This window comes from Rhizobium sp. BK418, assembly GCF_004341105.1.
Classification (GTDB): Bacteria; Pseudomonadota; Alphaproteobacteria; order Rhizobiales; family Rhizobiaceae; genus Rhizobium.
In genome coordinates, this window is sequence record NZ_SLZK01000008.1 from 20,446 (window position 1) to 42,223 (window position 21,778).

20 protein-coding genes are annotated in these 21,778 nt (G+C 60.6%); 18 read left to right on the top strand and 2 right to left on the bottom strand.

Annotation, left to right across the window (positions count from 1 at the left end):
• Position 1 precedes the first annotated feature (1 nt).
• The 15 genes from EV281_RS26430 to ugpC all read left to right on the top strand — a co-directional run bounded on the left by EV281_RS26430 (position 2) and on the right by ugpC (position 16,711).
• The gene (locus EV281_RS26430; RefSeq protein ID WP_132657297.1) at positions 2 to 1,336 is read left to right on the top strand and encodes a four-carbon acid sugar kinase family protein; all 1,335 of its coding nucleotides are present in this window, start codon (positions 2 to 4) and stop codon (positions 1,334 to 1,336) included.
• The gene (locus tag EV281_RS26435) at positions 1,336 to 2,100 is read left to right on the top strand and encodes a triose-phosphate isomerase (protein ID WP_132657299.1); all 765 of its coding nucleotides are present in this window, start codon (positions 1,336 to 1,338) and stop codon (positions 2,098 to 2,100) included. The genes EV281_RS26430 and EV281_RS26435 overlap by 1 nt, the downstream gene beginning before the upstream one ends.
• Before the next feature lie 35 nt (positions 2,101 to 2,135).
• Entirely contained in the window at positions 2,136 to 2,576 is a 441-nt protein-coding gene (locus EV281_RS26440; protein ID WP_132657301.1) for an RpiB/LacA/LacB family sugar-phosphate isomerase, read from the top strand.
• Between the two features lie 70 nt (positions 2,577 to 2,646).
• Positions 2,647 to 3,474 (top strand): phosphogluconate dehydrogenase C-terminal domain-containing protein, encoded by an 828-nt coding sequence (locus EV281_RS26445; RefSeq protein WP_132657303.1) that lies wholly within the window; start codon positions 2,647 to 2,649, stop codon positions 3,472 to 3,474.
• A gap of 137 nt (positions 3,475 to 3,611) precedes the next feature.
• Positions 3,612 to 4,553: a D-ribose ABC transporter substrate-binding protein gene (locus tag EV281_RS26450; RefSeq protein ID WP_132657304.1), complete on the top strand. Its 942-nt coding sequence runs from the start codon at positions 3,612 to 3,614 to the stop codon at positions 4,551 to 4,553.
• Between the two features lie 77 nt (positions 4,554 to 4,630).
• Complete coding sequence (locus EV281_RS26455) at positions 4,631 to 5,275, top strand: DUF2291 domain-containing protein (protein WP_132657306.1); 645 nt, start codon at positions 4,631 to 4,633, stop codon at positions 5,273 to 5,275.
• Positions 5,272 to 6,822, top strand: a complete 1,551-nt coding sequence (locus tag EV281_RS26460) for a sugar ABC transporter ATP-binding protein (protein ID WP_132657308.1) — start codon at positions 5,272 to 5,274, stop codon at positions 6,820 to 6,822. Before EV281_RS26455 ends, EV281_RS26460 begins: the two co-directional genes overlap by 4 nt.
• Positions 6,819 to 7,883: an ABC transporter permease gene (locus EV281_RS26465; protein ID WP_132657309.1), complete on the top strand. Its 1,065-nt coding sequence runs from the start codon at positions 6,819 to 6,821 to the stop codon at positions 7,881 to 7,883. The genes EV281_RS26460 and EV281_RS26465 overlap by 4 nt, the downstream gene beginning before the upstream one ends.
• A 1-nt stretch (position 7,884) precedes the next feature.
• Positions 7,885 to 8,919 carry a Gfo/Idh/MocA family oxidoreductase gene (locus tag EV281_RS26470; RefSeq protein WP_132657310.1) on the top strand — a complete coding sequence of 345 codons (1,035 nt, stop codon included), beginning with the start codon at positions 7,885 to 7,887 and terminating at the stop codon, positions 8,917 to 8,919.
• The gene (locus EV281_RS26475) at positions 8,916 to 10,760 is read left to right on the top strand and encodes a hypothetical protein (RefSeq protein ID WP_132657312.1); all 1,845 of its coding nucleotides are present in this window, start codon (positions 8,916 to 8,918) and stop codon (positions 10,758 to 10,760) included. The genes EV281_RS26470 and EV281_RS26475 overlap by 4 nt, the downstream gene beginning before the upstream one ends.
• A 182-nt stretch (positions 10,761 to 10,942) precedes the next feature.
• A complete protein-coding gene (locus EV281_RS26480) occupies positions 10,943 to 12,196 on the top strand; it encodes an extracellular solute-binding protein (protein ID WP_132657314.1) in 1,254 nt (417 codons plus the stop codon).
• A gap of 94 nt (positions 12,197 to 12,290) precedes the next feature.
• The gene (locus EV281_RS26485; protein WP_132657316.1) at positions 12,291 to 13,190 is read left to right on the top strand and encodes a sugar ABC transporter permease; all 900 of its coding nucleotides are present in this window, start codon (positions 12,291 to 12,293) and stop codon (positions 13,188 to 13,190) included.
• Positions 13,187 to 14,071 (top strand): carbohydrate ABC transporter permease, encoded by an 885-nt coding sequence (locus EV281_RS26490; protein ID WP_132657318.1) that lies wholly within the window; start codon positions 13,187 to 13,189, stop codon positions 14,069 to 14,071. Before EV281_RS26485 ends, EV281_RS26490 begins: the two co-directional genes overlap by 4 nt.
• Before the next feature lie 31 nt (positions 14,072 to 14,102).
• The gene (locus tag EV281_RS26495) at positions 14,103 to 15,623 is read left to right on the top strand and encodes a DUF5060 domain-containing protein (protein WP_132657319.1); all 1,521 of its coding nucleotides are present in this window, start codon (positions 14,103 to 14,105) and stop codon (positions 15,621 to 15,623) included.
• A gap of 17 nt (positions 15,624 to 15,640) precedes the next feature.
• Positions 15,641 to 16,711: a sn-glycerol-3-phosphate ABC transporter ATP-binding protein UgpC gene (ugpC, locus tag EV281_RS26500; RefSeq protein WP_132657321.1), complete on the top strand. Its 1,071-nt coding sequence runs from the start codon at positions 15,641 to 15,643 to the stop codon at positions 16,709 to 16,711.
• Between the two features lie 586 nt (positions 16,712 to 17,297).
• Here ugpC and EV281_RS32080 read toward each other — a convergent pair.
• Positions 17,298 to 17,654: a hypothetical protein gene (locus tag EV281_RS32080; RefSeq protein WP_348631035.1), complete on the bottom strand. Its 357-nt coding sequence runs from the start codon at positions 17,652 to 17,654 to the stop codon at positions 17,298 to 17,300.
• A 231-nt stretch (positions 17,655 to 17,885) separates the two neighbouring features.
• Positions 17,886 to 18,602: a hypothetical protein gene (locus EV281_RS26510; RefSeq protein ID WP_132657323.1), complete on the bottom strand. Its 717-nt coding sequence runs from the start codon at positions 18,600 to 18,602 to the stop codon at positions 17,886 to 17,888.
• A gap of 626 nt (positions 18,603 to 19,228) precedes the next feature.
• On the opposite strand from EV281_RS26510, the gene EV281_RS26520 reads away from it, so the two are divergent.
• The 3 genes from EV281_RS26520 to EV281_RS26530 all read left to right on the top strand — a co-directional run bounded on the left by EV281_RS26520 (position 19,229) and on the right by EV281_RS26530 (position 21,738).
• Positions 19,229 to 19,636 (top strand): GFA family protein, encoded by a 408-nt coding sequence (locus EV281_RS26520; protein ID WP_132657325.1) that lies wholly within the window; start codon positions 19,229 to 19,231, stop codon positions 19,634 to 19,636.
• Positions 19,637 to 19,809: 173 nt separating this feature from the next.
• The gene (locus tag EV281_RS26525) at positions 19,810 to 20,610 is read left to right on the top strand and encodes an alpha/beta hydrolase (protein WP_132657544.1); all 801 of its coding nucleotides are present in this window, start codon (positions 19,810 to 19,812) and stop codon (positions 20,608 to 20,610) included.
• Positions 20,611 to 21,738 (top strand): PAS domain-containing sensor histidine kinase, encoded by a 1,128-nt coding sequence (locus tag EV281_RS26530; protein WP_132657327.1) that lies wholly within the window; start codon positions 20,611 to 20,613, stop codon positions 21,736 to 21,738.
• The last annotated feature ends 40 nt before the right edge of the window (positions 21,739 to 21,778 follow it).

A 21,778-nucleotide genomic window follows, 5' to 3' on the forward strand; every position in this document is an offset into this window, starting at 1 on the left:
CATGGGCGACCTGCTCGTCAGCTATTACGGCGACGATTTCACGGGCTCCACCGATGTGATGGAAGCGCTCGCGATCAACGGCATTGCCCCGGTGCTCTTCCTCGGCATTCCCGGCCAGGCCCTGCTCAATCGCTTCCGGAATTGCCGCGCCATCGGCATCGCCGGAACGAGCCGCAGCGAGACCCCCGCCTGGATGCAGCAGCATCTTTCGCCCGTCTTTGAATGGCTGAAGAGGCTTGATGCCAGCATCTGCCACTACAAGGTCTGCTCGACCTTCGATTCCGCACCAGAGGTCGGCAATATCGGCAAGGCGATCGAGATCGGCCGGGCCATCTTCGAACAGACGCTCGTGCCTGTCATCGTCGGTGCGCCGCAGCTGAAACGCTACACAGCCTTCGGCCATCTCTTTGCCGCCTATCAGGGCCGTGTCTTCCGCATCGACCGGCACCCGGTCATGAGCCGCCATCCTGTCACGCCGATGCATGAGGCAGATCTTGCGCTGCATCTCTGCAAGCAAACGGAACTTCCCGTCTCATTGGCCGATCTGGCACTGCTGTCGGCGCCGGATGCCGATGCGAAAATCGATCAGATGATTGCCGACCTCTCCGGCATCCTGCTCCTCGACGTCGATTCTGCCGAAAGCCAGGCCGCTGCCGGCCGGCAGCTGAAGCGGATCGCGGCTGCCAAGGGGAGCTTCGTCGCCGGTTCCTCCGGCATCGAATATGCGCTCATCAATGCCTGGCGCGACGAGGGCCTGATCGGCCCCGGCGTCGAATTCCAGTCTCCGGGCAAGGTCGAGCGGGTCGCCGTCGTCTCCGGCAGCGTTTCGCCAACGACCGAACGGCAGATCCGAACGGCGATTGCCGAAGGCTTTCACGATATTCCGCTCGATCCGCTGGCTTTGATCGGGGCCAATGCCGAGGCAACCCAGAACGTGGCGGTTGCCGCGGGTCTTGCCGCATTGAAAGCCGGCCGCAGCGTCATCCTTCACACTGCGCTCGGCCCTTCAGCCGATCGTGGCGCCGATATCGACCAGCTGCCCGGCGCCCGTCATCGGCTGGGGCAGGCGCTTGGCACCATCCTGCGCCGCCTTGTCGAAACCGAAAGACTGTCACGTGCCGTGATTGCAGGCGGCGATACGTCCAGCCACGCGCTGAAGGAATTGCGCGTCGATGCGCTGACGACCCTCTTGCCGCTGCCGCAAACGCCAGGTTCGCCACTCTGCACGGCCCATGGCAGCTACGCCCCGACCGACGGGCTGCAGATCGCCCTGAAAGGCGGGCAGGTCGGGTCCGACGGCTATTTCGCGCAGATCCGGGATGGAAGGAAAGCCTGATGACCTATTGGGTAGGCACCAGCTTCAAGATGAACAAGACGCTCGCCGAGGCCATCCGCTTTGCGGAGCGCCTCGTCGAAACGGATCAGGCGCGCGATCCCCGTGTGCAGCGTTTCGTCATTCCGCCCTTCACGGCCGTGCGGGAGGTCAAGCAGAGGCTTTCGGGGACCTCCGTCAAGGTCGGTGCGCAGAACATGCACTGGGACGATGCCGGGGCGTGGACCGGCGAGATCTCGCCGATCATGCTGAGAGATTGCGGTCTCGATATCGTCGAGCTCGGCCATTCCGAGCGCCGCGAACATTTTGGTGAAACGGACGCAACGGTCGGCCTGAAGGTGGCTGCTGCCCTACGCCACGGGCTCACCCCCTTGGTCTGCATCGGCGAAACGGGGGCCGAGCGCGAGGCCGGCATGGCCGACCATGTGCTGGAACGACAGGTCAGGGGTGCGCTGGAACAGGTCGCCGACGCCGTCGGCCAGCCTCAGATCCTGCTGGCCTACGAGCCTGTCTGGGCGATCGGCGTGAATGGCATTCCGGCCACGGCCGATTATGCCGACGAGCGCCAGGCCGCAATCGGCGAGACCGCGCGCGCCGTTCTCGGCCGGTCGGTGCCGGTTCTCTACGGCGGCAGCGTCAATTCCGACAATTGCGACGAGCTGATCGCCTGCAAACACATCGATGGACTGTTCATCGGCCGCTCAGCCTGGGCGGTCGAAGGCTATCTCGACATCCTCGCCCGCGTCAGCCGGGCGATCTCATTCTGACCGCAGCAGAGCCGCAAAGATCGAAAGGAACTGCCATGAAAATAGCCATTGGAGCAGACAGCGCCGGCAAGCCGCTGCTGGACATTATTGCCTCGCATCTTGCCGGTCGCGCCGATCTCGAGGTTCACGATCTCAGCCAGTCCGGCTTTTATGCCGATCTTGCCCAGCGGCTTGGCCAGACAATCGTCGCCGGCGAACATGAGCGCGGTATTCTCTTCTGCGGCACGGGCATCGGCGTGTGCATTTCGGCAAACAAGGTACCCGGCATCCGCGCCGCGCTGACCCACGATACCTATTCGGCCGAGCGCGCGGCCAAATCCAACAATGCCCAAATCATTACGATGGGCGCCCGCGTCATCGGGCCGGAGCTTGCGAAATCGATCGTCGACACCTGGCTCGCATCGGAATTCGATCCTCAAGGCCCCTCTGCCGACAACGTCCAAGCTATCGACCGGCTCGATGCGGTAAAGGTTTGACACCTATGGAATGATGATTGACTCATCATACCAGTTGCGATACCAATCCCCACAACGAAGGTGAGGAAACATGACTGCAATTGCCCTTTTTGGCGCCGGCGGAAAAATGGGATACCGGCTGGCCAAGAATCTCAAAGGTTCCCGTTTCGACGTCCGCCACGTGGAAGTCAGCGATGCCGGCAAAGCCCGCTTGAAAAACGATCTCGGCATTGACTGCGTGTCGGCCGACACCGGCCTTGACGGTGCAGACGTCGTGATCCTCGCCGTGCCGGATACGGCGATCGGTAAAGTCGCCGCCGGCATCGTCGACAAGCTGAAGCCCGGCACGATGGTCGTCGCTCTCGATGCCGCCGCCCCCTTCGCCGGCCACCTGCCGGAGCGTAGCGATCTCACCTATTTCGTCACCCACCCCTGCCATCCGCCGATCTTCAACGACGAGACGGAGATGCAGGCAAAGAAGGATCATTTCGGCGGCCTCTTTGCCAAGCAGCACATCGTCTCGGCACTCATGCAGGGTCCAGAAAGCGCCTATAGCCTCGGCGAAGAGATTGCCAAAGTGATCTGGGCTCCGGTCATGCGCTCGCATCGCGTCACCGTCGAGCAGATGGCGATGCTCGAGCCTGGCCTTTCGGAAACTGTCTGCGCTTCTCTGCTCGTCATCATGCGACAGGCAATGGACGAATGTGTTGCGCGCGGCGTTCCCGCGGAAGCCGCCCGCGACTTCCTGCTCGGCCACATGAACGTGCTCGGCGCCGTCATCTTCAAGGAGGTCGACGGCGTATTCTCGGATGCCTGCAACAAGGCGATCGAATTCGGCATTCCGGCCCTCATGCGCGACGACTGGAAGAAGGTCTTCGAACCTCAGGAGATCGCCGACAGCATCCGGCGTATCACCTGACAATGCCGCGACAAGGCTGCGGCCATGTCGCTCTACCGGCCCGCGTGGGGACTTTGACGGGCCGGTTTTCTTTTTCGCATGGATTTTAGCCGAACCGGGGTTGGTTCGACCATGCGTCAAACCTGGGAGGAGAAACCATGAAGCTTACCCGCAGACTGACCCTTGCCGCCTTCGCCAGCGCGCTTTCGCTTGGCGTCGCCATGCCGGCCTTTTCGGCTGACCTGATCGCCATCATCACGCCGGCCCACGACAACCCCTTCTTCAAGGCGGAAGCCGTCGGAGCTGAGGCCAAGGCCAAGGAACTCGGCTATGAAGCGCTCGTCATGACCCATGACGACGATGCCAACAAGCAGTCCGAAATGATCGATACCGCCATCGGCCGCGGCGCCAAGGCAATCATCCTCGACAATGCCGGTGCCGACGCTTCGGTTGCCGCGGTCAAAAAGGCCAAGGACGCCGGCATCCCCTCCTTCCTGATCGACCGCGAAATCAATGCGACCGGTGTGGCCGTCGCCCAGATCGTTTCCAACAACTATCAGGGCGCCCAGCTCGGCGCGCAGGAATTCGTCAAGCTCATGGGCGAGAAGGGCAATTATGTCGAATTGGTCGGCAAGGAGTCCGACACCAATGCCGGCATCCGCTCGCAGGGCTATCATGATGTCATCGACGACTATCCGGACCTGAAGTCGGTCGCCAAGCAGTCGGCCAATTGGAGCCAGACGGAAGCCTATGCCAAGATGGAAACCATCCTGCAGGCCAATCCCGACATCAAGGGCGTGATCTCCGGCAACGACACGATGGCCATGGGCGCAATCGCCGCTCTCCAGGCCGCCGGACGCAAGGATGTGATCGTCGTCGGCTTCGACGGCTCGAACGACGTGCGTGACTCCATCAAGGCTGGCGGCATCAAGGCAACCGTGCTGCAGCCGGCCTACGCACAGGCCCAGATGGCTGTCGAACAGGCTGACGCCTACATCAAGAACAAGACGGCGCCGAAGGAAGAAAAGCAGCTCATGGACTGCGTCCTCATCAATGCCGACAACGCCGGTAAGCTCGAGACTTTCGCACTGGCAAAATAAGGCGGACCGATTGGTGCAGGGAGCGCGGAAGACCGTGCTCCCTGCAACCTGTTCTCATAGATTTCGAGGTTGACAGCATGATGAGGATCAGGCTCGCCCTGATTGCCGCTCTCGTGGCGGCGGCTTTGCCCGGCTGCAAGATCATCAAGACGCCGACTGCGGAGGAAAAGGCCGCAGCCGCTGCAAAGAGCGCTTTTGATCCGAATGCCAAGGTCGAGGCCATATGGCAGGGCCAGGTCGTTGCCTATTATGAAAAGCATGCCGGCGAGCTGAAGGACGTTGTGGCGCTGGCCGCTTCGAGCCCCGATCAGGCCGGCGAGAAATACGGCAATCCGCACAAGCAGGCGAGTTCGCCCTGGACCTATGCGGTGAAATTTGCCGGCAAGGTCGTTGCCGCCGATACGGCCTCGCGTGCGGCAACACTCGATGTCGATGCCGACGGAGACGGCAAGGCGGATGCCACGGTGCAGATCGGTCCGGCCATTCGAGGCACCGCACTGCGCGACACGCTGGATTTCGTCAATTTCAACGAATTCAAGAACCAGATCGAATGGGCGCAATTCGGCAAGTCCTTCAATGAGAAGGCGAACGCCGCATTCCTGTCGGCGATCCCGCGCGACGGGCTGGTCGGCAAGACCGTGACCGTGACCGGCGCCTTCCCGCTGCCCTCCGGCAGCGATCTGCCGCTCGTCACCCCCTCAGCGCTGACGGTGGGACGATGATCATGGCCGAAGCCGCGAAGGACGATATCATTCTGCGCCTTGACGACGTGTCGAAGGTTTATTCGGGTATTGTCGCCGTCAAGCGCGCCAATCTCGAACTGCGGCGCGGCGCCGTCAATGTGCTCGTCGGGGAAAACGGCGCCGGCAAATCGACGCTGATGAAGATCATCGCCGGCGTCGAGCGGCCGACACTCGGGCGCATCATCCTCGACGGCGAAACCGTTTCCTTCGACAGCCCGGCCGACGCGCAGGCGCATGGCATCGGCATGATCTTTCAGGAACTCAACCTCTTCGCCAATATGTCGGTTGCCGAAAACATCTTTGCAGCGCGCGAACTGACCCGCGGCATCATCGGCATCGACCATAAGGAGCAGGTCCGCAGGGCCAACGAATTCCTCGAGCGGCTTGATGCCGGCATCGATGCCGAGACCATGGTCGAGGATCTGCCGATCGGCCAGCAGCAGCTCGTCGAAATCGCCAAGGCGATGTCGCTGAACGCCCGCATCCTCATCATGGACGAGCCGACGTCGGCACTGTCGGCCGCCGAAGTCGAGATCCTCTTCAAGGTGATCGCCGAGCTGAAGGCGCAAGGCGTGGCAATCGTCTATATCTCGCACCGGTTGGAAGAACTGATGCGGATCGGTGACTACATCACCGTACTACGTGACGGGCAGATCACCGGTCAGGCGATGGTCAAGGATATCGATACCCGCTGGATTGTGCGTTCGATGATCGGCTCGGATGCCAAGGATTTTGCCAAATCCGGGGATCATGCACTCGGCAAGGAGATGTTCCGCGCCGAAAATATCAGTCTGCCGCGCCCGACGGGTGGGCTTGCGGTTGACAATGTCTCGCTGTCGGTCAAGGCCGGCGAGATCCTCGGTATTTACGGGCTGATGGGTGCCGGACGCAGCGAATTCTTTGAATGCGTCATCGGCCGACATACGCATTCGACCGGCAAGATCTTCATTGACGGCGAGGAAGTGCGTGCCCGCGATACGACGCGACGCATCCGCCGCGGCTTGGCACTCATCCCGGAGGATCGGCAGCGCGAGGGGCTGGTGCAGGTTCTCTCCATTGCATCGAACCTGACGCTCGCCAGCCTTGGCCGCTTCACGCGTCTCTTTCACATCGATGCCAGGGCCGAAAAGAACGCCATCGCCGAAGCGATCCGCGATCTCTCCATCAAGGCGCCGAACCCGGACTTCGAGGTGACCTCCATGTCTGGCGGCAACCAGCAAAAAGTCGTCATCGGTAAGGCCCTGATGACCAATCCGAAGGTTCTGTTGATGGACGAGCCAAGCCGGGGCATCGATGTCGGCGCCAAGGCAGACGTCTTTCGCACCATGCGCCGGCTTGCCGCCAATGGTCTCGCCATCCTGTTTTCAACCTCCGACCTCGAAGAGGTCATGGCGCTTTCCGATCGCATCGCGGTGCTCAGCAACGGCCATCTCATCGCCGTCTTCGAGCGCGCGCACGCGACTGAAGACGCCATTATCGCGGCCTCGGCCAAGGGGCACGAACATCAAGGGAAACTCGCGTCATGACGGCGGCTACCGCATCCACCTCCGCGCCGAAGGGCGCGAACGGCTCCTTCCTGTTGACGCTGATGAAGCTTCGAACCTTCATCGCGCTCTTTGCCGTCATCATTTTCTTCTCGATCTTCGCGCCGAACTTCACCTCGACTGCAAACATGATTCTGATGTCGAAGCATGTCGCGCTGAACGCCTTCCTGGCGATGGGCATGACCTTCGTCATCATCACCGGCGGCATAGACCTCTCTGTCGGCTCGATCGTTGGCCTCTGCGGCATGGTCGCTGGCGGCCTGATCCTCTATGGCGTCGAACTGCCGATCGGCTATACGGTCTATTTCAATCTCGTAGAAATCGTGCTGATCACACTTTCGATCGGCCTCATCATCGGCCTGATCAATGGCCTCCTGATCACCAAGCTCAATGTCGCGCCCTTCATTGCAACCCTCGGCACGCTCTATGTCGCCCGCGGCCTGGCGTTGCTTTCCTCCGACGGTCAGACCTTCCCGAACCTTCTCGGCCGGCCGGAATATGCCACGACCGGTTTCGATTTCTTCGGCGCCGGCCGCATCCTCGGCCTGCCCGTCTCCATCTGGATTCTGATCTTCCTGGCGCTCGTCGCTGCCTATGTGGCGCGCTCGACACCGATCGGCCGCCATATCTTCGCTGTCGGTGGCAACGAGCGAGCCGCCCGCATGTCTGGCATACGCGTCGATCTGGTAAAGATCTTCGTCTACATGTTCTCCGGCCTTTGCGCCGCGATCGTCGGCATCGTCATCTCCTCGGAGCTGATGGCGGCGCATCCGGCAACGGGCGAAAGCTTCGAACTCAACGCAATTGCCGCAGCCGTGCTCGGCGGCACCTCGATGTCGGGCGGACGCGGCACGATCGGCGGCACGATCATCGGCGCCTTCGTGATCGGCATTCTCTCCGACGGTCTCGTCATGATGGGGGTTTCCTCTTTCTGGCAGATGGTGATCAAGGGTCTGGTCATCATCATCGCGGTCGTCGTCGATCAGGCGCAGCGACGGCTGCAGCAGCGCGTGACTCTCATGCAGATGGCAAAGGCGGGTTGAAATGGCTGAATTCAAAGGTGCTCTGATCGGGTGCGGCTTCTTTGCGATCAATCAGATGCATGCATGGAGGGACGTTGAGGGTGCCGCGATCGTGGCGATCTGCGATCGCGATCCTGAACGGTTGAAGATCGTCGGCGATCAGTTTGGCATCGAACGGCGCTATAGCGACGCCGCAGTCATGTTTGCCGATGGCGGTTTCGATTTCGTCGATATCGCCACCACGGTCCAGAGCCACCGGGTGCTGGTGGAACTTGCCGCCAGCCACAAGATCCCCGCCATCTGCCAGAAGCCTTTCGCCAAAACGCTTGCCGATGCCAAGGCGATGGTCGAGGCCTGCCGGAAGGCCGCCATTCCGCTGATGGTACACGAGAATTTCCGCTGGCAGACACCGATCCAGGCGGTTCGCCGACTTCTCGACAGCAAGGCGATTGGTACGCCCTTCTGGGGCCGCTTCTCCTTCCGCTCGGGTTATGACGTGTTTTCGGGCCAGCCCTACCTTGCCGAAGGCGAACGCTTCATCATCGAAGACCTCGGCATCCATACGCTCGACATCGCCCGCTTCATCCTCGGCGACGTCACGACGCTTTCGGCCCGCACGAAGCGCGTTAATCCAAAGATCAAGGGCGAGGATGTCGCGACCATCCTGCTCGACCACAAAAATGGTGCGACCTCTGTTGTCGATATCAGCTACGCCACGAAGCTCGCCACGGAGCCCTTTCCCGAAACGCTGATCGAGCTCGACGGCACCGATGGAACGATCCGTCTCTCCGTTGGCTACCGGCTCGAAGTCACCAATGCGACGGGTACCGTCGTTTCCGATGCTTCGCCGCAGCTGCTCTCCTGGGCATCGCGGCCCTGGCACAATATCCAGGAAAGCGTTTATGCGATCCAGAAACATTGGATCGACAGGCTGCAGACCGGTAGCGAACCGGCAACGTCAGGCGCCGACAACCTGAAGACCTTCGCCCTTGTCGAGGCAGCCTATGACAGTGCCGCGTCAGGCAAGGCCGTCGACGTGGAGGCGATGCTGAGATGACTACGGACGCCTTCGCCCTTTACGGCACGCGTGAGGCCGAAGAGCATCCTGTCAAGCTCGTCGCCGGACGCCTGTCTGCCGATCTTGCCAATGGGAATCTGCGGACGATTCGTTATGAGGGCGTCGAGGTGCTGCGCGCCGTCTCCTATCTGGTGCGTGACCGCGACTGGGGCACCTACAGCCCCGCAATCGAGGATCTTTGGGTCGAGCAGGACAATGGCAGCTTTTCCGTCCGCTATATCGCTCGTTGCAAGGGACCTGACGATACCAGACTTGCCATTTCCGTGCATATTGCCGCAACCGAGCGGGAGCTGACCTTCGAAGCAGGAGCGCTCTCGTCGACCGGTTTCGAAACCAACCGCTGCGGCTTCTGCATCCTGCACCCGATCGCAGGCATTGCCGGCAGCCCAGCCAAGGTCGAGCATGTCGATGGCGGCGTCACCAAGACGCGTTTCCCCGATCAGATCGCCCCCTGGCAACCGTTCAAGGATATGCGGGCGATTACCCATCAGGTGCTGCCGGGCGTATCGGCCGAATGCCGCATGGAAGGCGATACGTTCGAGATGGAGGATCAGCGCAACTGGTCGGACGCTTCTTACAAAACCTATGTGCGCCCGCTGGCGCTGCCTTGGCCCTACCGGATTGCGGCGAACGAACTGGTGGGCCAGCGGATCGTTCTTTCCATTCACGACACAAGAAGCGGGCAGAGGCCAGCCAACAGCGCTGACCGCACGATCAGGCTCGAACCGGGCGAGGGGCGCGGCACGATGCCTGATATCGGCCTGATCGTCACACCCGAAGAAGCCAAGGCAGCGCTTGCCGCCCGCGACCTCCTGTCCGACATTGCGCCGCAGGAACTGCTCTTCCACTTCGATCCCGATGCGGGGCATGACGCACAGGCATTCAGGGATTTCGCGGCGGTCGCCGCTGTTCACCGCGGCCGCTCGACGCTGGAGATCGCCCTGCCCTGCAAACTAGCACCGGCCTCCGAGACCCATGAGATTGCCAGACAGATGCAGGCTGCGGGCTTCCGCCCGACCGCTATCCTGATCTCGCCTTCCGTCGACCGGCAATCGACGCCTCCGGGCAGCAAGTGGCCGGAATGTCCGCCGCTCGAACAGGTCTATTCAGCAGCGCACGAGGCTTTCGCCGGCATTCGCATCGGCGGCGGCATGCTCAGTTATTTCACCGAACTCAATCGCAAGCGCGTGCCGGCCGACAGCCTCGGCTTCGTCAGCCATTGCACCAACCCGATCGTCCATGCCGCCGATGATCTCAGCGTCATGCAGACGCTGGAGGCGCTGCCTTTCATCACCCGTTCGGTGCGTGCCATCTATGGCGACAAGCCCTACCGGATTGGCCCATCGACTATTCCCATGCGGCAGAACCCCTATGGCAGCCGCACGATGGACAATCCCGCCGGCAGGCGCATTCCCATGGCAAACCGAGATCCGCGCCACAATGGTCGCTTCGCGGAAGCGTTTGCGCTCGGTTACGCAATCCGCGTGATGGACGCCAATATCGAATGCCTTACCCTGTCGGCGCTGACTGGTTCCTTCGGACTGGTTGCCGGCAAGGGCGAGCCGACCATCGAAGGTGGCATTCGGCCGCTCTTTAACGTCGTCAAGCTGCTCTCGCGCCTTGCCGGCACATCCTGGCGCGGCTGCACCTCCGCGCGGCCATCAGAGATTCTGGCCTTCCAGTCAGGCCCAACGCTTCATGTCGTCAATCTGACGGCGGAGGAGCGAGGCATCGATTTCGGCGCATTCCGGCCGGCTTCGCAGAAGGGAAGCCTGACGCTCGGCGCTTTCGGCTCGGCAGCGATCGACGTCGCCCTCTGATCCGGTCGAAGCCCGTTCGATGTGAAGGCGCCAGCTCCTCGCCGCTGCTGGTCTTTCTATTCGGCCGCATTCGATGCCGGGTCATAAATGTGAGCAGCCCTCGCATGGTTATGTCATCATACCAGTTGACATGTTGATGAGCTTGCTGCAAGAAGAGGACCAGCTTACAAGAGGAGGACGTAATGCTGACGCTTTCTGCGAAATTGAAGTCTTCATCTATGGCCGCCATCGCGCTCGCGGCCATCGCGGTCACCCCCGTCAAGGCTGAAGACATCACGCTCTGGACGCTGAACTTCGACAACAATGCCGCCAACGTAGCGCTGAAGAAGGTTGCCAGCGACTTCGAAGCGGCAAACCCCGGAACTCATATCGAGATCGTCCAGCGTGCCGTCGACGAGCACAAGACGGCGCTGCGCGTGGCTGCCGGTTCCAACCGCGGCCCGGATATCTATTTCAGCTGGGCAGGTCTTGGCCTCGGCGGGGAATACGTGAAGGCCGGCCTATCGCTGCCGCTCGATAAGTACTACACCGAATACAAGTGGAACGACGAACTGCTGCCGTCAGCTGCGGCCTTTGCCGATCTCTATCCAGGCGGCAAACACGGCACGCCTTTCACCTTCAAAGGCGAAGCAGTCTACTACAACAAGAAGCTTTTCCAGCAGGCCGGCATCACCGAAGAGCCGAAGACCTATGACGAGCTTCTGGCAGCAGCCGACAAGCTCAAGGCAGCTGGCATTCCGGGCTTTACCTTCGGCGGCACGGTCAACTGGCACGTCATGCGCCTGATGGACGTGATCCTCGAGACCAAGTGCGGTGCGGACAAGCACGACCAGCTGAAGCTGATGAAGCTCGATTGGTCGAAGGAGCCCTGCGCCACCGATGCATTCACCGAATTCGCCAAGTGGACGAAGGATTATACGCTTCAGCCCTTCATGGGCATCGACAACAAGCAGTCCTACAGTCTCTTCACCGCAGGCCGTGCGGCGATGATGCTGGAAGGCGACTGGCTGGTCGGCCAGCTCTCCGGCAGTGGCGCCAATCTCGACGATTACGGAATCTTCCCCTTCCCGACCAATACCAACCGTCTCTACGGCTTTGCTGAATACAACTACATCAGCACCAAGACCAAGAACCCGGACATGGCTGCGAAGTTCATCGACTATTTCCTGTCGACGAAGGTGCAGCAGGATCTCGTCGGCCAGATCAGCTCGATCTCGGTCAACAAGAATGTCCAATATACCAACCAGAAGCCTCTGGAAGCCGAGTGGCTGGATATCTTCAAGACCTACAGCAAGATCTACATGAACGGCGACCAGGCCTTCCCGCTTGATGTGACGACGGAATATTTCCGCGTCATCAACGATGTTGCCTCCGGCAGCATCGAACCGGCTGAAGCTGCCAAGCAGATGCAGGCCTTCATCGCCGGCAGAACCTGACCCCTCCCGAGACGCCGGCTGGCCGACATCGTGTCGGTCGGCTGGCGCCGTATCCGCAAGACCGGCGGGGTGATGCCCTGCCCCGGAGGTGAGAATGTCCTTGCGCCAAACAACACATGATCCCCGGGTGCAGGCCGTCTTCCTGCTCGCGCCCGCGCTCGCGATCTACGCGATCTTCGCGCTCTATCCGATGCTGAACGTGGTCATCATCAGCTTTCAGAAGTGGAACGGCCTCGATCCGCAACGCCCCTTCGTCGGCCTTGCGAATTATTCAGCGATCTTCGCGCGCGATCCGGTCTTCTGGGTCGCCTTCAAGAATACCGTGATCTGGACGCTGATGAGCCTGATCTTCCCGCCGCTGGTCGGTCTTCTCCTGGCGCTCAGCCTCAACCAGAAGATCTTCGGCCGCAACGGGCTGCGCGCAATCTTCTACCTGCCTGTTATCATCGCGCCGATCGCCGTCGCCACCATGTGGAAGTGGATGTACGACCCCTTCTTCGGCCTGTTCAGCCAGATGCTGACCTCATGGGGTATGCAGACCTGGATCAAGGACTGGCTCGGCAACAAGGACATTGCGCTCTATTCCGTCTTTATCGCCTATCTCTGGCAGACCGTCGGCTTCTCGATGGTGCTCTTCCTGGCAGGTCTTCAGAATGTCTCGCAGACGCTGGTCGAGGCCGCCCGCATCGACGGCGCCGGCCGCTGGGCCGTGTTCAAACATGTCACCCTGCCGGCGCTGCGCCCGACCATCACCATCGTGCTGGTGCTGTCGATCATCTCGTCGCTGAAGGCCTTCGATATCGTCTATGGCCTGACGGGCGGCGGGCCGGCCCAGTCGACCCAAATGCTGGCGCTCTGGGCCTTCACACAGGCCATGCAGATCTTCGACTTCGGCCGGGGTGCTGCGATCTCCGTCGTCCTGCTTTTGATCACCATGGCGATCGTCATTCCGTATCTGCGCTGGACGCAAAAGCATGAGGAGGTCGAAGCGTGACAGCTCTCCCCGCCGAAGCTGATGATATCGACACGGATATCAAGCCCCTGCGCCTGAAGCGCGATCCTGTGCTCATCGGACTGTGGATCGCCCTCGTCCTCGTGGCGCTGATCTGGGTCGCGCCCTTCGTCTTCATCGTCTTCACCTCGCTGAAGACACAGGCGGCCGTTACCAGCACCGGCGCCTTCATGCCACCGACGGAACTCGCCTTCCAGAACTATGCCGACGCCTGGAGCCGCGGAAATTTCGCAAGTTCCTTCTTCAACAGCGTCATCATCACCGTCATCAAGGTGCCGCTCGGCCTGGCGCTATCGGCGATGGCGGCTTATGCGCTCGCCAAGATCAAGCTCAAGATCAGCAAGGCGCTCCTGCTGCTGGTGGTCTTCGGCACGATGATCCCCTTTCAGGTGATGCTGGCACCGCTCTTCACGCTGGTGAATGCCTTCGGACTGATCGACACCTATCCGGGCGTCATCCTGCCCTATATCGCTTTCGGCGTTCCCTACCAGGTCTTCATCCTGCACGGCTTCTTCAAGGGGATTCCGAAGGAACTCTCCGAGGCAGCACTCATCGACGGCGCGACACATTTCACCGTCTTCCGGCGTATCTTCCTGCCGGTCTGCCTGCCGGTTCTCGCCGCCCTTTTGATCCTCGATTTCGTCTCCACCTGGAACGAATTCGCCATGGCGCTCGTCCTCCTGCAGGACCAGCACATGTGGACGCTGCCGCTCGGCCTCATGTCTTTCCAGGGGCAGTTCTCCAGCAATTACGGTCAGCTCAACGCCGCGATCGTCATGACCGTGCTTCCGGCGACGATCGTCTATCTCATGTTCCAGCGCTACTTCGTGTCCGGACTGACCTCCGGTGCCGTCAAGGGCTGACACCGAAATCTTGTTCTACGAGGAGAGACTTATGTCCGATGCAGCAGTCGAAAAATGGGGTGTGTTCGGAGCGGCCTTTGCCGGCCCGGCCGAGGGCAATCCCTATCTCGACGTGGCATTCGATGCCGTTTTTACGCACAAGAGCCGCGAGGTTCGCGTGCCGGGCTTTTATGACGGCAACGGCACCTACCGCATCCGCTTCATGCCGGATACCGAAGGCGAATGGTCCTTCAGGACGCGCTCGAAGACGGCGGCGCTAGACGGCAAGACGGGATCGTTTGCGGCGACCGCGCCTTCGGCGGGCAATCACGGTCCAGTGCGCGTGCGCAACAAGTTCCACTTCGGTTACGCCGACGGCACGCCCTTCTTCTCCTTCGGCACGACCTGTTACGCGTGGACACATCAGCCGCTGGAAATGCAGCAACAGACGCTGGACACGCTGAAGAAGACCCGGTTCAACAAGATCCGCATGGGCGTCTTCCCGAAGGACTATCCTTACAACACCAACGAGCCGCTACATGCCTGCTTCGAGACAGGCACCGACGGCAAACTCGATTTCGACCGTCCGAACCCTGCCCTCTTCCAGCATTTCGACAGGCAGGTTGCGGCCCTTTGCGCGCTCGGCATCGAGGCCGACATCATCATCTTCCACCCCTATGACCGCTGGGGTTATGCCGACATGTCCGCCGAGCAGGATTTCCGCTATGTCGCCTATCTCGCGGCGCGACTTGCCGCCTACCGGAATGTCTGGTGGTCGCTCGCCAATGAATATGACTTCCTGATCGACACCAAGCCGATGGAGCAGTGGGACCGCTACTTCCACATCCTGGAGGAAAACGATCCGTACCAGCATCTGCGTTCGATCCATAATGGCGACGTCACGGCGAACTTCGACCATCGCAAGCCCTGGGTGACCCATACCTGCATACAGAACCCCGATGTCAAGCGCACCCAGGAATGGCGCAATGCCTATGGCAAGCCCGTAATCAACGACGAGCCGGAATATGAAGGCGATATCCTGCAGTCCTGGGGCAATCTCTCGGCGCAGGAACTGGTGCATCGCTACTGGATCACCGTGACGCGCGGCGGCTATGCCGGCCATGGCGAAACCTATTCCCACCCCGAGGACCTGATCTGGTGGGCCAAGGGCGGCGAACTGCGCGGCGAGGCGTGGAAGCGCATCGGGTTCCTGCGCGAACTGCTCGAGGCCGACGTCAAACACGGGCTGGAACCGCTCGGCATTCTCGGCGAATGGCCCTGGTCGCGCGTTTCGGGTGCTCGAGATGGCGACGGCGATTTCCGGCTGATCTATCTCGGCGAACACCAGCCGATCATCTGGTCATCCGGCCTGCCGCTCGAAGGCACGGATTATGACGTTGATATCATCGACACCTGGGAGATGACGATCACCCCTGCCGAAAAGGTCGCAGCACCCGTCCCGCATCCGACCCGTCACGGCGCGATCGTGCGCGGCGGCAAGCCCGACGCCGCGTTCGGTGTCAAGCTTCCGCGCAAGCCGCATCAGGCGCTGCGCGTGCGCAGGAAGCGCTGAGGATTTAGGAGGAGCTCATGTCCGGCTTAAACATCCAGAACGTCAAAAAGTCTTTCGGCGCGGTCGACATCATCCATGGTATCGATGTCGACATCGCCGAGGGCGAGTTCGTCATCCTTGTCGGTCCGTCTGGCTGCGGCAAGTCAACGCTATTGCGCATGATTGCCGGTCTTGAAGATATCAGCGCCGGCAAGATCAGCATCGATGGACGCGTCGTCAACGATCTGCAGCCGAAGGACCGCAATATCGCGATGGTCTTTCAGAACTACGCACTCTATCCGCAGATGACGGTCGCCCAGAACATGGGCTTTGCGCTGGAACTTGCCGGTGCCAAGCGGCCGGAAATCGACAGGAAGGTGGCGGAAGCCGCCGCCATTCTCGGCCTGCAGCCTCTGCTTGAGCGCAAGCCGGCACAGCTTTCCGGTGGTCAACGCCAGCGCGTCGCCATGGGCCGCGCCATCGTTCGCGATCCCAAAGTCTTCCTCTTCGACGAGCCCCTGTCGAACCTCGATGCCAAACTGCGCGTAAAAATGCGGGCCGAGATCAAGGCGCTGCATCAGCGCCTGAAGACGACGATCGTCTATGTCACGCATGACCAGATCGAGGCCATGACCATGGCCGACAAGATCGTCGTGCTGCAGGGCGGCAGGGTGGAGCAGATTGGCAGCCCGCTCGAATTGTACGATCGGCCGCGCAATGTTTTCGTCGCAGGCTTCCTTGGATCGCCAGCCATGAACTTCCTCGAGGGAACCCTGGGGAACTCCGGCAGCCCCGCGCTGACCCTCGCAGGCGGCTCTCGGGTAGACCTCTCGCACGCTCCGGGTGCCTCGGCCGGCAGGCCGTTGGTGCTCGGAATTCGTCCGGAAGACATCGCTCTCGGCGGTGAAGATGGCGTAGACGCGATTGTGAAGGTGGTCGAACCAACGGGTTCCGAGACGCATGTTGCCGTGGAGGTAGAGGGCAAGGAGCTAACTTGGGTAGTCCGTGAACGTGTCGAGCTCGTTCCAGAGCAGCGTGTAAAACTGTCCTTGAGTAGCCCAAAGGTTCACTTTTTCGATCGGCAGACTCAACAGCGCATCGAAGCGTGACATGCTAGCGAGGATTCGACGCTAATCTCGAAGGTCTTGTTGCCGTCGTCAGTGTCGAGGCCGTAGTAGGCCTAGGGCGGCGGTTCGGCCGCAAGGGTCCGGTGTTCATTGCATGACCCAAAGAGTGCCGCCCTGTCAGAAGATGAGCTGGCCTGTGCAGAAAAGTGGCAATCCAGCCGCCGACCCTCGTCGTTCCGAATTCAGCATTGCACCCTGGCTTGTTGCACGAGAGCGGCTTCGGCTTCAGAAGCTTCGACCGCTGCCAGGGTCGCAGAGGCCCGCTCGGGATTAATCCCGTCCGATTTCGGTGGCGCTGAGCTGTCGCGTCGATCGGTTAAGAAGGCGCGCGGCAAGCTTTTGATCGGGCCTTTAATATCCGCCTAGTCCGGTTGCCATCGCATATAAGATGGTTATTCCGAGCCCCATCTTAAAGCGAATTCCGGCAAGTCAAGTAGTGATGGTCCGGCGGCCTTCACTTGCGAATTGCGAGATCGTCGAGACTTTCGAACCGAAGCGATAAAGCGCCTGCAGCGAGCCACACCGCAAAACCGCTTGCGAAAATCGAATAAGCCTAAAGGCTATCGCGCTATCGTCCGGCCCGGATCGATACGCCAAGCGACTGCAAGGCGCGGACGAGATCCGTCTGTCGAACCAGTTCCACGGCTGGAGAAGCGGCCAGCTTCAATCCGGCAGCGCGATCATAGACCGCAACGCATGCCGCCGCCGTGAGGCGGGAAGAGTAAAGCAAGCCGTCGACGGCGAAAGAGCCATAGACGACTTCGCTCAGCTTCCGTCCCTCGCGATGCTCCTTCGCCCGAGCCGCATCCGTGCTGACTCCCAACTTCAGCAGCCCGGTCGTGCGCAGGTCGAGAACAACAAGCGGATCGGTCGCCGTCACCTCGGCTACCGCCCCAGTCTTCGATTTCGCTCTCGTCCAGTACACGTTCCTGCGTCCCCTCAAAGCGGTCACGAACAATCGTCTCGGCGATGGCAGTGGCCAAATCACTCGCAATGTAGAGGAGCTTGAACGCCTGGCTGGGCTGGAAAACCTGGTATTCCCGAAACCCATGCCAAGCGGCGTCGCCTTGTGCGCGACCGGCATGACACGGAGATATGACTGCGGCCGAAACGCGAACGCGAGATCGGCAACGGTGCTGGAATCGAGCTTCACGGTTCAGCCGAAATCCCGCGCAGCGGCATCCACAACCTCGTCAATATGACCTTTCTTGAGCCTGTCGAGCGGCGTTCCTCCGATGCTTGGCTTCGTCTGGATCAACCACTGCCAGGCAACGCGCGGATTGGAAATGATCTTCGTGATACGCGACATGCCCTCGACAGGTCGACCATCAACAAACTGGGCCAGGGGGAAGACATGTTTTCGCTCGCCCTTGAGCAGACCGATCACCGCCCCGCGTTTCTGCCAATCGTGTAGTGTCGACCGCTTCGTGCCAAACATCTTCTCTATGTCGCCGGGACCCGCAACAGGTCCCGCCCAGTCCTCAATCCGAGCCGGTGTTGCGAACTCGGCAAGGCGGCGACGCCCCTCTTCGATGTTCAAGGATTGTCCGAGGCCCTGCCCGGTGCTGACCTCCAAGGGCTTTCCGACCGGCACCTCCTCGAGATTGCGACCGGATTTTTCCGCCAAGCTAGCCACAACCGCCTCCACAGCCTGGGCCAGTTCCTTTTCGTCGGCGGCAATCCGTCGCTGCTGCTCAGCGGACAGCCGCGCGGTTGCGGCCGAGATCGCCGCCACGACCTTGCCTGTTGCTGCAAGGGCTGTTTTGGAGAGGCGGGGATTGTGCCGCGCCAAGACCTTAAGGACGTCGGCGACGACAGCCTTGTCGACCTCAATCCCACCGTTGTGCTGCGACTTTCGAGCGGTAGCGACCATGTTCGCCTCCTTACATCTATGCCCCTTCTGGTTTGGTCCTTCATCGGCCGAGCGGCCATACTGCTGTTGTTCGCCAAGAGCGGTGGCGTTCCTCTACGAACCGAGGCCAACGACGGGATGATAATCAAGGGACCCGATGGCGAGAACCTAAACTTAAAAACCTATTGTCCGGAATCGGTGCTCCTCCTGTTTTGCCGACGCATGGATGGTCGCTTGACCAGTCGGTCTGGCAATACGCGGTGGGCGATCTGTCGAAAATGTACCGGGTGACCACGTGGGACTTGCCGGGGATTGGACGATCGACAGCCAAACGGGTGTCGCTCGACCAGATGGCGGCCAACCTGGCCGCCGTTCTGTCTCATGTTCCCTCCCATGCCCTTCTTGTCGGACATAGCATCGGTGGCATGACGAGCGACCCTCCGCGAAGAAATCAGAATGTCAATTTGCGCTGAGTTGACCTGAGAGTGCAGGAAATACCACTGAGAATTGCCCCCCGGGTCAACTTGTCTCAGCGCATATTAACACCGAAAAGGTTTGTTGCCTTCGAGGGTGTTGACAATTTATGATAGAAGCGGTGTATCCCGGCGTCGTGGGGGTCGACACGGGTTGGAAAACCGGAACTGGCTATGCCCACCTATTATGCGAAGTGCACTTGTGGCGCTTTATCCTTCGAGGTTGATGGCGATCCTGTGCACAACCACGCCTGCACGTGCACGCGTTGTCAACGTGCATCCGGAAGCGTTCTTGCGCACAATGTCTGGTTCCGTGAGGAGAATGTCCGGCTCGCCTCCGGAGAGTATTCCGTTTGGTACCCACAGGGCGGAACTAAACCTGATGTGATGAAAGCCTTCTGCCGGATCTGCGGTGGGGGCGGGTTTTCGAGATCCGGAATATACTTTCCGGGCACCGTCATAATCGCAGGTGGCACATTCGCCGATCCGTCCTTCCCTGCGCCCGATCATGTTCATTGGTGGGACAATCGCCCACATTGGATCGAGCTTGCCGAGCCAATCGAGCGCCTTGCCGGAAATTGAACCCCAGAATGGCGCCCCGTGCTTGTGGCCGTGGCGGCCGTCGAAACAGCGAGGTGGTTGGCGGCTCCATGATCGCGCGCGGGTTCGAACGCGCAGCCAGCGCATGCACGGTACGTTGTCTTATCCGGATCGGGCCGGTGTCTATTTCTCGCAAATGTACTATGTCGTCGCTCATGGATATTTTGCACAGAAACAACGTCATCGTACGCGGCTCGCGCGACGAGACGATCGTATTCGCCCATGGGTTCGGATGTGACAGCAACATGTGGCGTCACGTCGCTCCTGCCTTCGAGGAGCGTTACCGCATCGTCCTCTTCGACAACGTCGGCGCCGGAAAATCGGATTTGTCTGCCTATTCATTTGACAAATACCGCACGCTTGATGGTTACGCCGGCGATCTTGTCGAAATCATCGATGCCCTGGCTATCGGAAAGGCCATCTTCGTCGGTCATTCGGTTAGCGCGATGATCGGATTGATCGCCGCCAGGCAGCGTCCCGATCTTTTCCGGTCGCTTGTCATGGTCGGACCCTCGCCCTGCTATGTCGACGGCGATGGCTATGTCGGTGGCTTTAGTCAGGAGCAGCTCGAAGAGCTTCTGGAGTTCCTGGATTCAAATCATCTCGGTTGGTCTGGACAGATGGCCCCAGTCATCATGGGCAACCCTGACAGACCTGAACTTGGGAAGGAACTGACGGAAAGCTTCTGCCGAACCGACCCCGAGATCACCCGGCACTTCGCCAAGGCGACCTTTCTGTCCGACTGTCGCGATCTGTTAAAGGACTTCGAGATCCCGACGCTTATCCTCCAATGCTCAAGCGACGTAATTGCCCCTATCGAAGTGGGCGAGTACGTCCATCGACAGCTCCCGAACAGTAAATTGGTCATCCTGAAGGCGACCGGCCATTGCCCCAACCTGAGTGCTCCGGAAGAAACGATTGCGGCCATTGAGGCCTATTTGGGTCAGGCGGCCTGAATGTGCGGGGACGGCGCTTGCGGTGCAGCACAGGATGATTACGAAAGCCTCTTCGAAGACACCGCTGTCGGCAACATCATCATTACCCCCGACAGCATCGTCAGCCGCGTCAACCGCCGCCTTGCGACATGGCTGGGGTTCACAACCGCTGAAGTCGTGGGCAAACGATTTTCTGATCTCCTCACTGTTGGAGGCAAGATCTATCTCGAAACCCACCTTGCTCCAATGCTGCGCATGTCTGGTGCATTCGAGGAGGTTATGCTGGAAATGAGGACGGCGGATGGCGGCAAGCTCCCCGTTCTCGTCAACGGCTTTGAGCGTCGCGACGCCGAAGGTCGTCCCGTGTTGACCAGGATCGCCGTCGTCAGGGCATCCCACCGGCTTCTGTACGAACAGAACCTCCGCCAGGCTCGAAAACAGGCCCGCGACGCGCTTACAAACGCGGAAGGGACACTCCTTGACGAGCGCCAGACCGCGGTCTTACGCGAGCAGTTCATCGCGGTTCTGGGGCACGACTTGCGTAACCCGCTTGCCGCGTTCAACGCGGGATTGCGCGTTCTCGCGAAAGGCCAGCTCGATGAGCGGCAGGCGCGCGTGATCCCGCTGATGGACGCTGCCGTCCGGCGCATGGCCGGCTTGATTGACGACGTTATGAACCTCGCGCGCGGCAGACTCGGCGGCGGCATCCCAATCAATCGCACGGAAACAGATCTCGCCCCGATTCTTCAGCAGGTGGTCGACGAAGTCGCGGGCGCGCATCCCGAGCGGCAGATCGAGGTCGATTTTCAGCTCGCGGTCAACGTCGATTGCGATGGCCCGAAGATCGCACAACTTGCGTCGAATCTGCTTGCGAACGCTATAAGCCATGGCGCGGCCGACGGACCGATCAAGATCTCCGCGGGGTCGGTCGGCGCTGGATTCGAACTCGCTGTCGAAAACGTCGGAAACCCGATTCCTCCGGGCGCCCTCACCCGTCTCTTTGAACCGTTCACCCGAGAAGCCGGCGACGGCAAGGAGGGGCTTGGCCTTGGGCTTTATATCGCGAGCGAGATTGCCAAGGCTCATGGAGGGTCCCTCACCGCGATGTCGGATGAAGAGAAAACGGTCTTCCGGCTGGAGCTCGGGTAGCGCGATCGGCGCCTCTACGATTGCATCGCCGAAGCCGTCA